The organism is Terriglobus albidus, from assembly GCF_008000815.1.
Lineage (GTDB): Bacteria > Acidobacteriota > Terriglobia > Terriglobales > Acidobacteriaceae > Terriglobus > Terriglobus albidus_A.
The window spans coordinates 980,985-994,706 of the sequence record NZ_CP042806.1; the positions used below are offsets into that span (position 1 = coordinate 980,985).

13 protein-coding genes are annotated in these 13,722 nt (G+C 54.5%); 9 read left to right on the plus strand and 4 right to left on the minus strand.

From position 1 onward, the window contains the following. Positions 1-319: 319 nt before the first annotated feature. Positions 320-1,252: an AraC family transcriptional regulator gene (locus tag FTW19_RS04025; protein ID WP_147646443.1), complete on the minus strand. Its 933-nt coding sequence runs from the start codon at positions 1,250-1,252 to the stop codon at positions 320-322. Between the two features lie 113 nt (positions 1,253-1,365). Here FTW19_RS04025 and FTW19_RS04030 point away from each other — a divergent pair, with 113 nt between their 5' ends. After that, a complete protein-coding gene (locus tag FTW19_RS04030) occupies positions 1,366-1,725 on the plus strand; it encodes a hypothetical protein (RefSeq protein ID WP_147646444.1) in 360 nt (119 codons plus the stop codon). Positions 1,726-1,802: 77 nt separating this feature from the next. On the opposite strand, the gene FTW19_RS04035 is transcribed toward FTW19_RS04030, so the two are convergent. Beyond that, the gene (locus FTW19_RS04035; RefSeq protein WP_147646445.1) at positions 1,803-2,153 is read right to left on the minus strand and encodes a nuclear transport factor 2 family protein; all 351 of its coding nucleotides are present in this window, start codon (positions 2,151-2,153) and stop codon (positions 1,803-1,805) included. Between the two features lie 123 nt (positions 2,154-2,276). Here FTW19_RS04035 and FTW19_RS04040 point away from each other — a divergent pair, with 123 nt between their 5' ends. Further along, a complete protein-coding gene (locus tag FTW19_RS04040; RefSeq protein ID WP_147646446.1) occupies positions 2,277-3,194 on the plus strand; it encodes an AraC family transcriptional regulator in 918 nt (305 codons plus the stop codon). Positions 3,195-3,356: 162 nt separating this feature from the next. Continuing rightward, positions 3,357-3,620: a nitroreductase family protein gene (locus FTW19_RS04045; protein ID WP_222705526.1), complete on the plus strand. Its 264-nt coding sequence runs from the start codon at positions 3,357-3,359 to the stop codon at positions 3,618-3,620. A 177-nt stretch (positions 3,621-3,797) separates the two neighbouring features. Here FTW19_RS04045 and FTW19_RS04050 read toward each other — a convergent pair whose 3' ends face one another. Beyond that, positions 3,798-3,962 (minus strand): SDR family oxidoreductase, encoded by a 165-nt coding sequence (locus tag FTW19_RS04050; RefSeq protein ID WP_147646447.1) that lies wholly within the window; start codon positions 3,960-3,962, stop codon positions 3,798-3,800. 49 nt (positions 3,963-4,011) lie between these two features. Between FTW19_RS04050 and FTW19_RS26005 the strand changes: the two genes are divergently transcribed. From FTW19_RS26005 to FTW19_RS04075, 6 genes are all read left to right on the plus strand, one after another. Further along, the gene (locus FTW19_RS26005; RefSeq protein WP_222705527.1) at positions 4,012-4,185 is read left to right on the plus strand and encodes a hypothetical protein; all 174 of its coding nucleotides are present in this window, start codon (positions 4,012-4,014) and stop codon (positions 4,183-4,185) included. Positions 4,186-4,199: 14 nt separating this feature from the next. Beyond that, positions 4,200-4,838 (plus strand): FtsX-like permease family protein, encoded by a 639-nt coding sequence (locus tag FTW19_RS04055; RefSeq protein ID WP_222705528.1) that lies wholly within the window; start codon positions 4,200-4,202, stop codon positions 4,836-4,838. Positions 4,839-5,008: 170 nt separating this feature from the next. Beyond that, positions 5,009-6,316 carry an acetamidase/formamidase family protein gene (locus tag FTW19_RS04060; protein ID WP_246153725.1) on the plus strand — a complete coding sequence of 436 codons (1,308 nt, stop codon included), beginning with the start codon at positions 5,009-5,011 and terminating at the stop codon, positions 6,314-6,316. An 828-nt stretch (positions 6,317-7,144) separates the two neighbouring features. Then, entirely contained in the window at positions 7,145-9,877 is a 2,733-nt protein-coding gene (locus FTW19_RS04065; protein WP_187143256.1) for a carboxypeptidase regulatory-like domain-containing protein, read from the plus strand. Between the two features lie 60 nt (positions 9,878-9,937). After that, the gene (locus FTW19_RS04070; protein WP_187143257.1) at positions 9,938-11,068 is read left to right on the plus strand and encodes a sensor histidine kinase; all 1,131 of its coding nucleotides are present in this window, start codon (positions 9,938-9,940) and stop codon (positions 11,066-11,068) included. Continuing rightward, positions 11,065-11,838: a LytR/AlgR family response regulator transcription factor gene (locus FTW19_RS04075; RefSeq protein WP_147646451.1), complete on the plus strand. Its 774-nt coding sequence runs from the start codon at positions 11,065-11,067 to the stop codon at positions 11,836-11,838. Before FTW19_RS04070 ends, FTW19_RS04075 begins: the two co-directional genes overlap by 4 nt. Before the next feature lie 51 nt (positions 11,839-11,889). On the opposite strand, the gene FTW19_RS04080 is transcribed toward FTW19_RS04075, so the two are convergent. Continuing rightward, complete coding sequence (locus tag FTW19_RS04080) at positions 11,890-12,909, minus strand: NAD-dependent epimerase/dehydratase family protein (RefSeq protein ID WP_187143259.1); 1,020 nt, start codon at positions 12,907-12,909, stop codon at positions 11,890-11,892. Between the last annotated feature and the right edge of the window lie 813 nt (positions 12,910-13,722).

Consider the following 13,722-nt stretch of genomic DNA (forward strand, 5'->3'; position numbering starts at 1 on the left):
TCAGCAGTCGGCGCATAGACGCTCCTATGTCCTGTGACTACTTGTCAGACGCTTCGCTCCTGATTATGTCTCATCCAACGGCTTTCGATACGTAAAACAAGCCACTTCCCAAAAGAGAGAAGGTTTTCCAGCAGGTGCAACGCCTTTCATCGATCAAGAAGTGGGTGGGCGTCTAGTTCAAGAGTAGGCTGATTACCTATTTGCTTGGACCGAAGGGGTGAGAGCGAGAGGCTTCCATGGGGGTGCTTACATCAGTGGCGTGCCGGCGCCCCGGAAGAACAGTGTCTAATCCGGCAGCATTCGATATATCTCTGTGCTCCTACTTCGGCGAGAGCATCGCCGAAGCCTGAAAGCGGTCTGCAAACCTTGTTGGAGAACAACCTACTGCCTTTGTGAAGGCTGTGCTAAATGCGCTGCCTGACTGAAACCCGACTGTCAGTGCGATCTCGCCAACGCTTCGGCTACCGCGCCGAAGTTCATCTTTGGCGATCGCGATGCGCCATTGTTGCAGGTATTCCATCGGCCCAATTCCCATCACTTTGGCAAACCGCGCGGCGAAGGCGGATCGGGAGCTCCCACATAGACGCGCCAGCTTTTGGGTCGTCCACGGGAGGCCCACCTGGCTATGGATTGCCGTCAGAGCCTTCGCTGTGATCGGATCTGCCAGCCCCGCGAGCAAACCGGTTTGTGCGTTGTCGGGCGCGAACTTCTTGCTTCGAAGAATCTCAACAAGCACCAGTTCCATCAACCGCGCAATGACGAACTCGCTGCCCGGGCCCGAGGCGCTCGACTCGGCTTCATTCATCATGAGGAGATTACGCACCCGCTCCGACGAATGCTCTGTGGCCTTCACGCAGGTGATCTGCGGCAACAGATCCATCAGCAACTGTTCATTGGCAGAGTCAAAGGCAAATTTGCCACCGCGAACTACCGTGCTCGGGGAATCCCCATCGCTCAGACTTGCAACACTTCCGCTGCCGGTGATGACTGCTTCGCTGTCGATGGCTTCCACATCGATATCGGAAGCCAGGCTGAATGGCATCGACGTGCGGACCAACACAAAATCTCCTGCCTCCAGAGATAGTGGCGCAAAGCCCTGGCGCAGCAGTTCGCATCTTCCTCGCTCGATCCAACAGAACAGAAGATCATCGTGGCGATGAAACAGCAGTCCCCAGCGAGAATTCGCTTCCACTTTCGACCAAAGAGTGGCCCGAGGCTGGAGAAGCCGAATGAGGTCTAGGAAGGGGTCCATACAAACTTGGATGATTGATAAAGAAATTAGGCGTCTTGATTATCGAACTCCAGGAAAAAAGTTCATACCGTAGGGACGTGGTGCTGATCTTAAGGCGCCAATAGGAGAGAACGATGACCGACGAAGCATTGCAGAAACTCTGGAATACCTATCAGAGTGCATGGGCCGACATCCCGACCCAGGAACGCGAACGGCGCCTGCGGGAAACTCTTACCCCGGATGTCGCGTTCACAAACCCTGACGCCGACGATCGGGGCATTGATCGGATGATCGCGAGTGTCCATGACTTCCAACAGCGATATGCGGGCTGTTACTTCCGTACCACGCTGCTAAGGCAACAGCACGGACAACTCGTGGCCATGTGGACGATGTTCGATCGTAACGATGCGCCACTCGTGAATGGACACAGCTACGCCCGCTTCGATGTTCAGAAGGACCAATTCACTCAACTAGCTGGATTCTGGAAGCTATAGGCCTTGCGAGCGCCGAGGTGCCTGTAACTTCGGCATACACCACGACGGGAGCCTGCGTGCTGCTCGGGCTTCTGCTCTTAGAAGAAGCCCGTCAGCTGCTTCAAGCGGCCCTGGTCACTGAACACTCCATGCGTGTGTGCGGTAGTGACCACAGTGTCATCGCCCTTGTACAGAGTCCACTCCAGCAAGACCTGGCTATGGTGTGTTAGCAACTTATTGAGCCTGAAGTAGGCTCCAGGCAGACGCTGCTGGAATTGTTCTACGTGCGCTAATAGGCCATCAAAGCCGTGGCTTTCCTCCGCCGGATTCGTGGATACGACATCGTCGCTCACAGCTTTGAGTAGCAGTTGTCTCCGCTCTTCCTGCGATATATTTCCGTACGCATGCAGATAGTCTTTAATGAGGGCCTCGGCATCACTCTTTGTCATCTCAATCTCCGTCTTTGATCTCGGAGCCAAGTAACGCGTCTCCGATTCCCCAAGGTTAGCTGCGGCCTGCTGCGTGGTCGATAATCTTGAGCCCGAACTTGTTTATCTCTAGTCCAATTGTTCATGGATCCATTTCTCGATCTCATTCAGCTGCTCCGCCCGCGCGTGATGCTGACAGCTGGCATTTACGCCTCTGGACAGTGGGCGGTTTCGTTTCCCATGCGGAACGATGTGCTGTTCTGCTGGGTGGAATTGGGGGAGTGCCAGTTGTTTCGTGAAGGGGCTGCCCCCCTGCCTCTCAGGCCCGGTGATTTTGTGCTTATCCGCACTTCAGCTTCCTTCACTCTCGGAACAGATCCAGCACTGAGACCCGAAGACAGCGAGAGTCTCGTTGCCGCCTCGAACGATCCGGTGCTCAGGCTTGGCGACGGAACCGGAACTCCCGCGGTCCTCAAAGGCGGCAGGTTTGTATTCGACACAACAAATGAAGAGCTTTTGACTGGTTTGCTCCCCGCGCTGATCCGTGTCTCCGCTGACGATACTTCTTCCTGGCGGCTGCGGGCATTCTTGAGTCTGAATGAGACTGAATCGAAGGATCACGGACCGGGTAGCGACTTCATCTCAACCCGTCTGCTCGAAATCATCCTTGTCGAAATATTGAGACATGAATCGCATCGAGTTGACCGGGATCACACTAGCCTCCTCGCTGGTCTCAGCGATCCCATAGCTGCTCGCGCCCTGGCTGCGATGCACTCGCAGGTGGCTCAGAAGTGGACGGTCGCGAGGCTTGCACGGCTTTGCGGGGTCTCGCGATCGACGTTTGCCACTCACTTTCAACGGATTGTGGGAGTAGGGCCGATCGACTATCTCCAGCGCTGGCGAATAGCGCTGGCGAAAGATGCTTTATGCCGTGGACAGCAGACGATTGGTGAAGTCGCGGTAAGCATCGGCTTCAAGTCCTCCAGCGCCTTCAGCACAGCGTTCTCGAAGGCTGTAGGCTGTTCACCCAGGATGTATCTGAGCCGAGCGAACCCCGCATGAAGCGGAGCAAAGGAATGACATCCATTCTGCCTTGAGTGACGGACTGACCTTCAGCACAAAGCCTGTTTGTGCAGGACACAAAGTTTACTGGCCCGGTTGCGCTGAAGCGCTGAGCGAAATCTTCCGCCGCCAACATGGATGTATTCGACACTCTTCACCTGATTGACCCAGCGGGTCGAGAGATCACCTTCACTGGAACACCGATCCGAAGGTTCCGGTGGCGCGACGCCGATCATCTACGCGGCTCACTCGCTTGGCCTCGGATCGACACCGATGATCGGTTTCGATGCTGACGCGCTGCATCGCGAGTTCCGACTGGCCGAGGACGAAGTCCCGGTCATGCTGTTGTCCATTGGAGCAGAACGTCCGGGAAACTGGCCACAGAAGCCGCGCCGTCCCGTGACCGATGTGCTGCATTTCGTATAGCCCAGTTGAAAATCAATAGCGTGCGGAGATGGGTTCACACTTTCGACTAGCAGAGAACACAGGCAAAGATCATCTCTCTTCTTCATGTGCAACTATGGCTGGCTATTCCCAGAGTTGCGACGAGCAGGCTGAAGACCGCACGTTCAAATATGGCGCTGATGACGGGTAGTCTTCCGATCAAGAAAAACCGCCATTTACCCGAATGGTTTGTCCATTCACCCATTCTCCATCTGGTCCTGCCAGGAAGGAAACGGCCCCAGCGATGTCGGCTGGCTGGCCAAGACGTTCGAGAGGCGAGCGCGTGGCGGCCCGCGCCAGCATCTCCGGCGATTTGCCCTTCATGTAAAGGTCTGTCGATCCGTCCTACTTTCCAGCTCTTCGTATTCCGCTGTTGCACGGGCGGCTATGGAGCGAAGCGGAGAACCAGAACGGCTCCCACGTCGCGATCATCAATCAGACGCTCGCGCGTTCCTACTTTCCGAAAGGCGATGCTGTGGGGCATTCGATCAAGCTGCCGGAGATCGAAAGCCGTCCCCCCCCGAGGTGGTGTCGGCGCCCGGCATAGCAGATGCGTGGCTGATGATCGTGGGCGTTGTGGCGGATGCCCGCAACGATGGACTGAGAAATCCCGTGAAGCCGGCCGTCTTCATTCCCTACACGCTCAGCATGAGCCAGGGCACACAGATTCTGGCGAGATCGGATGTGCCTCCCATGACGCTGGTCCACGCCATAGGGAAGCAGGTGAACGCAGTCAATGCGGAACAGCAGATCTACGACAACGTGGAGGAGCTAAGCCTCTGGATCGCCGAAGAGCCGGAGTGGCAACAGGATCATCTGGTGTCGTGGATCTTTGGCCTCTTCGCGAGTTTGGGACTGGCCCTGGCTGCCGTGGGACTCTACAGCGTTGTGTCGTATACCGTGGCCCAGCGAACAAATGAGTTTGGCATTCGCGTGGCGCTGGGGGCAGGGCGTGCCCACGTCTTGCGGATCGTTTTCGCATCCACGCTCGTCAGTGTAGGTGGAGGAGTTCTGTGTGGCCTGGTGCTTATCGGCGGCTTAAACAAAATTCTTGCGCGTTGGGCTGACGGCAATGCACATGACCCGATGGTGCTGACGGCAGGTACCCTGCTGCTTGGCTTGGTAGCGGGTATTGCATGCGCGATCCCGGCGCAACGCGCCTCTCGAGTCGATCCAATCACAGCGCTGCGTTGCGATTGAGGAATCTGACGAAATCCAGCGACTAGATTATGTGGCTGCATCTCCCGAGGAAAAGAATGGCATGTGCCATCCCCACAGCGATTTCAGGTTAGGAACACCCTTTCCGAAGCAACGAATCAGTCAACAGATAGCAGCTTCTCACGATTGGAGGGAACAACGTAACCTTGCAGATGATTCGTAGCGGAGGGACGATGCTAAAACAGGTTTGCTGGTTGGCTGTCGCGTGCAGCGTAGTGCATGCACAAGAGAGATCCATCGCGGGCGATTGGATTGTTGATTTCGATTATCTCGGGAGCAAGATGTATGACCGCGCCCTTATCCAAGACGCGAATGGCAGCCTCTCGGGCAGTCTCCTTGGCCAGCCCTTTGTAGGAACACGGACTGGAACCAAGGTATCGTTCCACTCCACGAATGGAAGTGTCAGCGGCGAGGCCATCGTCACAGGGGATCGTTTTCAAGGAAGTGAAATCATTCGTTTGGGACCTCAGGATCCTCATCCATTGAAGCTGACGTTCGTTGCGACTCGGGTGCCACCACGTCCCGCGCGTCCGCCGATAACACACGATTTCACGCCGTCCGTTTTCTACCGCAGCTTCTCCGCTTTGAATCCGCCTGCCCTGCATATCGCACCGGGCGATACCGTAAGGACAGAAACTGTAGACAATGCCGGCGTAGATGGCGAAAACATCCGGCGTACGGCTGGAGGCGATCCCCAGACTGGTCCCTTTTATGTTGATTCAGCGATGCCGGGAGACATTCTTGCGGTTCACATCCTGAAGCTCACGCTGAATCGAGATACGGCCCAAAGTGACGATGTGATTTCCTATTCGGCAATGAATCGCGACCTCGCGGTGATGACAAAAGATAATAGAAGCGCTGTAACGTGGCACCTGGACCGTAAGCGCATGGTTGGGTGGCCCGAGAATCGGAGCGGACATCTATCGGCGTTTGAAGTTCCGCTGCGCCCTATGCTCGGCGGTGTGGGGACGGCAACTATCCCCGGCCCGCCTGCCCCGCCAACATTCGATTCTAGTAGTTCAGGAGGAAACATAGACTTCAATGAAATCGAAGCTGGATCGACAGTGTACTTGCCGGTCAATGTACCTGGAGGCCTCCTTTACATAGGTGATGGGCATGCGCTTCAAGGAGATGGCGAGCTTAACGGTTCCGCCTTGGAAACCTCTATGGATGTGGAGTTCTCGGTCGATCTGATTTCAAACAAAAGCATCAAAACGCCGAGAGTTGAAACTTCGGCATATGTGGCCGCGATTGGCTTCGACGGAAGTGTCGACGGCGCCTTGAGGGCCGCCACGGACGGTATGGCTGACTGGCTCGCTAAAGACTATGGCTTGACACCCTCCGAGATCGGCCAAGTCTTGGGTGTAGCGGCCGAGTACCGCATCGCGGAAGTAGCGGATCGCAATGCCGGAGTCGTTCTAAAAATCCGCAAGGACCTGCTCATGAAGCTGAACAAGTAGTTTGCAAGTCTTGTTCGTCCTTCATCACTTGGACACAGAAGTCACTTATGCCTTTACCAGTTCACGCCAGTATTAAAGCGCCTATTGTGTTCATTTCAACAGTAGCGCTCAGTTGGCTCACGGCACAGCTGCTGATTCGGATCCCTGGGGTGAGGAAAATCGTCGAGCACGAAACACATATGGTCGTCAGCGCTGGATCGTGGCAAAGTTCTAAACGCCTTTCCCGTTTCCGCTGTGGGAGTGCAGAGCATTGGAAATGACAAGCAGTGGAAAGCATGGAAAACCATAAAGCCGGTTTTCCACCCTTCCCACTCCTCTTGGAAATCCCTTCGGGATTCCCACATTCCCAATGCTCCGGCGACGGAGATATTCTTATTTCAGACCGGACCTAGCTAGCCTTCACCCAGAACCAGAGCCACTTTCTCCGCAAGGGGCTTGTAAACTCTCTCCCCGGTACAAAACGTAAATCATCTCCCGGTGTTCTCACCTCAGCCAAGGTTTGGTTTCCTATTTCGTGCGCGTCAGCGCACAGATCTATAGGGCCGGCGTTGCGGGCAGCACACAGGCCAGCATGATTGGGAAGCGGAAAACGCCGCTGGTAGGGGATTGGAGCGCGGGAAGGGGGAAGCATCCTTCCCGGCAATATGCTGCTTTTCAGGCAGACCCCGCCCCTTAGCTGTGAGCAGCTCTCTGTCACGACTGACGTTCCCATGAATTTCGCCGCTGGGAATAATACATTCCTAGCGGAAACATGCCGTTTCCTTGCAATGTACTCGAACACTTGTCATGTCCCTGAGATCTTCGATCAGAAGAGGACCGCGAGTGACTATGCGATGGATTGTAGGAGTCTTGAGCGTTCTACTGCTTGCACCTTACACGCGAGGACAACAGTACTGTCCCCAGGGATACCGAATTGAAGGCACCGTGACCGACCCGTCTGGAGCATTCGTCTCTGGGGCCTCAGTTCACGCTGGGGAGAGCCAAAATACAGTAACCGATGGTCGAGGACAGTTCGTCTTGCCATGTGTGTCCACTAAGGCAATTAGCGTCGAAGCAAATGGCTTTGCAACCCTAACCGCGAGGCCCAATGGCAGGCGAGGGGAGACCGCGCATCTGAATCTGCGGCTTGCCGTAGCTCAGGTCCAAACCGATGTCACAGTCGACTCCGAAACTACAGGGGTTGACTCGGGCAGCGGACCCGGCAGCACAGTCTTGGGAGCGCAGGACGTAAGTAGATTGCCTGATGATCCGGATGACTTGCGGCAACAACTACAAATTCTGGCCGCAGGCTCCGGAGGAGACCCCAATTCTGCAACAGTCGTAGTCGACGGATTTCAGAATACAAGTGCATTGCCTCCAAAGAGTTCCATCGCTTCGATTCGTATCAACCCTGATGTCTTTTCCCCGGAGTATCAGAAGCCGCAATGGAATGGCGGGCGAATTGAAATCACCACAAAGACTGGAACCGACAGCTTTCATGGAGCCCTGTTTCTAACCGATAGTGACAGCAGCTTCAATGCGAACAATCCGTTTTCCGTCGCTCCAACACCAGCCGGCAAACGACGTTATGGCGTTGAATTGAGCGGGCCTGCCGTTCCCAGAAAGCTGGATTTTGCTCTCGCATTGGAGAAGCGAGATATCGATGAGTTCAGTGTCGTGAATGCAACCTCCCTGAACAGCCAGGGAGATACCATACGAATCCGAGAGTCGATTCCAACACCACAAAGGCTATGGGTTGCCTCGGCCAGGACCGACTGGCAGGTAAATGCAAAGGACCTCGCCGCCCTTTCTTACTCGGCCAATGTCAATCATCAGAGCAATGAGGGCGTGGGAGGTTTGGTTTTGGCAGATGCTGGATACGACGGAGTGGTGAGTGAGTACGATCTCCGCTTCCGTAACGCTCTAACGATCAGCCCGAGTTTCTTACATGAGACCCGGGTCGGATTTTCATGGAAGCGTACACAGCAGACACCGATCTCTAGGGCTCCAGCGCTTCAAGTGGCGGGATACTTCACAGGTGGAGGCGCGACCAGCCAGAACCTGAATAATCGTGAGCGCGATCTTGAAGTCGATGATGAGGTGTTGCTTACCTGTGGGCCTCATGAGATCAAATTTGGTATGCAGGCGCTCGGCTTGTTCGTTCGCAACTACAATCCGGATACATTCAACGGCGCCTATGTCTTTGGTGGAGGAAGCGGCCTTGAACTCGACGCCAGCGGTCAACCAACCGGGCAGACGATCTACGTTGCTCCCCTAGAGCAGTATCGCCGGGCCCTTCTGAATCTTCCTGGCGGAAACCCGACGACTTACCAGATCACCACCGGTATTCCTCTGGTGCCGTTTACGCAGTGGCATGTTGGTTTCTACGTTCAGGACAATGTGAAACTCACACCTCATTTGAAGATAGGCACCGGAATCCGCTACCAGCTCCGAACGAATCCGTCGGGATATGCAGCAGTTGAACCCAGGATCGGTCTCTCCTGGGCACCAGACAACAAGGAGACATGGGTCATTCACCTCCGCGCAGGCTTGTTCACCGAACCTGTTGACCTAACACCTATCACGGCGGTCGAGAGACTCAACGGCATTCGGCAACAGCAGGTCACGGTGTATTCCCCGAGCTACACAGATCCCTTGCTACCAATATCCGGCTCGATCCAGACCGGTACGGTATACCAGTTCGCCCGCTCATACGGGCAAGCCCAGAATTTGCAGCTGAGCGCGGTTGCGGAACACGATTTCCCGCGAAAGTGGCATGTCATGGCGTCATACAGCTTCGGTGGGAATTGGCAAGAAACGCGCGCCATCAATATCAATGCTCCAATGGTCGGAACAAGTAGCGGAACGGCGCCAGATCCGCTCGCAGCTCTTCAGGCCCAACGTCCCATTGTGGCGGGGGAGAATATCATCCAGTATCAACAGTCCGGCCACTCGCTCGGGGACGTATACAAAGTGAGCATCGATCAGCACGGCTACAAGCGTTTTGGGGTCCGTCTGCAGTACTGGTATCTCCGCTTTCGAGAAAACCCCTTATCTCCTCAGTCAACGTACAGCAGTCAGGGAGACTCCGCTCGTCCAGACTGGATGCGGCACGGCGGGATTGCATTCCTGGGTAATGGCAAGCTTCCGCAGAACATCGATCTCGCGGTTCAACTGAGTGTCATGGCAGGCAGACCATTCAACATCACTACAGGTACAGATGCTAACGGTGATGGAAACTTCAACGATCGGCCAGCCTATACAACCGCTTCCGGTCCCAATGCCTATCAAACGCGTTATGGGCTACTCACATCGAATGCGGTCAACGGCGATGTTCCCTATAACGCAGGGACGATGCCCGGCGTTCTCTACCTAAACACGAACCTGAGTCGAGTCTTCACACTTAACCCGCACAACAAAGAGCATCCTCATATTCTGACGTTCAATGTCCGGGCCGAAAACTTACTGAACCACACTAATGTAAGTGCCGTGAACACGGTTCTCTCATCTCCAGCAGTGGGACAGCCTGTGGCGGCCGAGGCTGCAAGGCGGGTTGAGCTGGGAACACGATTTACCTTCTAACCAAACTGGCACGATAGGGATATGCTGAATGCGGCGTCAAAAGTAGAGGAGATTCGATGGATGCTGGAACGGTCAAATAGCGATCGAGGCATTGCCTATGCGGTCTCTGCACCGAAGCTCGACTCATTCGGTATTGCTACACTTTTTGCCGTCGCGAGCATTCTGGCGGTTCTAACAGCGCGCGAATGCCATTTGAATCTGGTCGTGCATCACATCGATGCATCCTTTATCCCTTCACTGTGCTACGGCCTCGCCACATGGTTGTGGTGGGCAGCCATCACTACAAGCCTGTGGGCCGTTGCTGTCCGCGTTGTGGCGGTCATCCGCTTTAGCATGCGTGTGGCAACCGTCCATTTCGCTGTGGCGAGTCTTCTTGCTGCAGCACATCTTAGCCTGCTGCGATATATGGTCGTCTGGGCATCTCAGACCTGGCCCGCATGGGGTGGCCTGTATCGAAATTATGGAACCCTAAATTGGGAACGCTTCGGTCTTGATCTGATCCTATATGGATTTATCTATGGAATCTCTTGCCTTCTACATTCAAAATTCCAGAACCAATACACGACGATTCAAAAGCTAGAAGTAGAGCGGCAGCTCACCCAAGCGCAACTCAAAGCACTCCAGATGCAAATGGAACCTCATTTCCTCTTCAACACATTAAATGCGCTCTCAAGTCTCGTCGCCCAGGGACGGAATAAAGAAGCATCGAGAACGCTGGAGCATCTGGATACGATCCTGCGAACTACCCTGCGCCGCAGAGCACCCGAAAAAGTTCCTTTTGCAGAGGAGCTGCGGGTTATCGAGAGCTATCTCGCTATCCAGCAGGTTCGCTTCGCTCACCGCCTTCAAGTGAAGATCGAAGCATCTCCTGAAGCGCTTGAAGGTCTTGTTCCATGCTTTCTCCTTCAGCCCCTCGTCGAAAATGCAATCCGGCACGGAATCGCTCCGATGGAAGGAGGCGGTTTGATCGAAACATCCGTCAAACGCGTTGGAAACCAATTGTGGTTGCAAGTCCGCGATAACGGGAGTGGCCCGAGCGCTTCCACCAAAGGACACGGTATCGGCATGCAGAACACGAAGGAACGTCTGGCATACTTCTATCCTGGCGCTCACGAAATTTGTGCAGTTGCTCCTGCCGAGGGTGGCTACGAAGTCACGATCCAAATTCCCTACGAGCGGAGACCTGCATGAGTCTTCGAACCTTGATCGTGGACGACGAACCTCTCGCCGTGGAGTTGCTCGGCCTCCTGCTCTCTGAACATGAAGATATCGAGGTAGTAGCCCAGTGCGGAAACGGAAGCGAGGCTGTTCGATATCTGCAGTCGACGCCAATCGACCTTCTTTTTTTGGATGTTGAGATGCCCAAAATGGGAGGCTTCGATGTGGTTGAGCGAATCGGATTGCAACAGATCCCTCCTACTGTCTTCGTGACAGCCTTCCACGAACACGCAGTGCGCGCATTTGATATTCACGCCGTTGACTACATCACGAAGCCGGTGAATCCAGAACGCCTTTCCCTGGCGTTACAACGGGTTCGGGAAAAGATCGCTTCCAGAACCGCTCTCCTGACGCAAGCACAGTTATCGGCTGTCTTGGAGGCATTGCGTAATGGCATACAGGAGCCGGCTCCTTATCTCACTCGCTTCTTGGTCAAAGTTGGCGAAAAGGAAGTCCTCGTGCCCGCGGAGAAGATCGATTGGATCGAGGCAGCGGAATACTATTGTTGTCTGCACGCTGAGGGGCATCAATATATGGTGCGAGAGCCGATTAGCGATCTAAGCAACAAGCTCGATCCCAGGCAGTTCTTGCGTATTCACCGTTCCTCGATCGTGAACCTCAACCGAATCCGCGAGATCTACCGCGAAGGTCCGTTCGATAGTTCCGTGATTCTTTTCAATGGACAGAGGTTGAAGATGAGTAAAACGGGACGTGCCAAGCTGAACGATCTGGTAAAGGTCTAGGACATACCCTTCGGACGAAGACTTTGTTCAATTGCGCGTGGCGACTCTTCGTTAGGTTGGGTGCTTATCCCTCCACAATCGAAGGAGTTCAACTTGCCGCGCCGGTGGAAGCGTATCCCGAAACGTATATCCCCCTAAATTGCCGAGGGCTGAAAACGATGCCAAGCAATCAAGCACGGTATCGCGAAGGGGCCGGATCTGCCATCCGGCCGTCAATGCTTTTTCATCGGAAATTTGCCCTTGAACAGGGCTTCCATCAAGACTTCCGTGGTCTGCGCGACAGTAAGGAAAGTTAAGCAACCAGTTGGAGAGAGATTGAGGGTAGACGCCCTGTTCTTGAAGGAAAGATTCTGGTACCCAGACTAGTTCGCTGTCCGAATGTATTGCGTTCTTGCATTGTTCCAAGAACGTTCTGAATGGCATCCAACGTCCCGCGAGATTGAAGGTCCCAAATATCGACTTCTCAATTGCGAGAAGCAGAAAATCTGCAATGTCCCTGACATCGACAACCGCCACGGGATGCTCTCCCGTTCCCGGAACAATTACTCCGGGCTGAGTTTGTAGGCGGCGAAGCCAGATCAGGAGATCGGGAGTATCATCACGAACCCCTTTTATCCCGCCGGGGCGAACTATCGTAAGCTTCTCGCCGACGATGTCAGCCAACCTACGTTCACTCTCTGCCTTGCCGCGACTATATCCGCTAGCTGCCACATTCCAAGGCGTGAGGGGGCTGTTCTCCGTCACATATGTCTGCTCGAAAGCAGTCTTGTCATAGGCGGCGATTGAAGAAATATAAAGATAGTGATCAGTTCGGTCTTTTAGAAGGCGTGCGGCTGATTCCGCTAGGACCGGATCGTTGGGCCACACATCGATAACTACATCCCAGTGCCTTGTTCCTAGGGCGGATAAATTCTGATCATCGAGGTTTGCACTGCGAAAACCTCGCAACTTCTCTACATTCGGGAAAAGCGAAGGGTTCGTGATCCCCCGATTAAAGAGGGTTACCGTATGTCCTTCTGCGATTGCCGCTTCCACAACGGCTGGGCCGAGGAAAAGTGTTCCTCCCAACACCAGTATTCGCCTCCCACGGACCTCTGCCTGCGACGGCAAGCAACATGCCATTGCTGCACCGGCCGAAATCAAGAGCGAGTTTTTCAGAAATGACCGTCGCCTCACGGGGATCACCCTCCCGGTCTCCGACTATTCCGGAAGCCTGACAATTTCGCGAATAGATTGCAGGGAAATGGCCAGAATGCGCGGTAGGAGTGCCAGAAACAGAGGTGAAATTCGAGAACGATCTCGCGTCTCCGGAATGTGCATCGAGCTATGGCAACGATATTTGGTGCTTTTTGCGCGCGAGATTGATCCAAACGATGCATACGAACTCGTCCACAAGGCTCTCACCGAACGCCTTGCGAACTTAGAAGCCCAAAAGAAGCTGGCGTATTCGACCGATGTGACCGCTTGAGTTCCATCCGCTTGACCGATCCCGCCCCGCGCGCTCGCTAGGCGCCGAGGAGAAAATCCCGGAATGGATCAACATCGTTCCCGATGAGTGCATTCAGGGCAATGCGCTTATTGAAGTCTGTCGTATAACCCGGTGTAGATCTCTGAACTCTGGATCGTGGACATCGCGTTCGAGAGAGAGGAATGAGGTTCTAGGAGATCAGAGCTTGCGACACGGCAGTTCTTCAATCGTGCCAGGCGCGAGGCGCTGGAAACATAGGCCGGTTGAGCAGGTGCAGTGGGTACAGTGGTGGTACACCCATCAGCTTTTTCCTATTGCGACAAAGTGCCGTAAATTACGGTCGCTCAACTACTTAGGGTTACGGTCAATTACGCTCACATTTCTTTATTTTTCAATAATTTACAGTGATATGCGGA

Coding starts and splice junctions, on each gene's coding strand:
- FTW19_RS04025 (WP_147646443.1), bottom strand. CDS start 1,252: ATGGACCCCTTCCTAGACCTCATTCGGCTTCTCCAGCCTCGGGCCACT.
- FTW19_RS04030 (WP_147646444.1), top strand. CDS start 1,366: ATGACCGACGAAGCATTGCAGAAACTCTGGAATACCTATCAGAGTGCA.
- FTW19_RS04035 (WP_147646445.1), bottom strand. CDS start 2,153: ATGACAAAGAGTGATGCCGAGGCCCTCATTAAAGACTATCTGCATGCG.
- FTW19_RS04040 (WP_147646446.1), top strand. CDS start 2,277: ATGGATCCATTTCTCGATCTCATTCAGCTGCTCCGCCCGCGCGTGATG.
- FTW19_RS04050 (WP_147646447.1), bottom strand. CDS start 3,962: ATGAAGGGCAAATCGCCGGAGATGCTGGCGCGGGCCGCCACGCGCTCG.
- FTW19_RS04055 (WP_222705528.1), top strand. CDS start 4,200: ATGATCGTGGGCGTTGTGGCGGATGCCCGCAACGATGGACTGAGAAAT.
- FTW19_RS04060 (WP_246153725.1), top strand. CDS start 5,009: ATGATTCGTAGCGGAGGGACGATGCTAAAACAGGTTTGCTGGTTGGCT.
- FTW19_RS04065 (WP_187143256.1), top strand. CDS start 7,145: ATGCGATGGATTGTAGGAGTCTTGAGCGTTCTACTGCTTGCACCTTAC.
- FTW19_RS04070 (WP_187143257.1), top strand. CDS start 9,938: ATGCTGGAACGGTCAAATAGCGATCGAGGCATTGCCTATGCGGTCTCT.
- FTW19_RS04075 (WP_147646451.1), top strand. CDS start 11,065: ATGAGTCTTCGAACCTTGATCGTGGACGACGAACCTCTCGCCGTGGAG.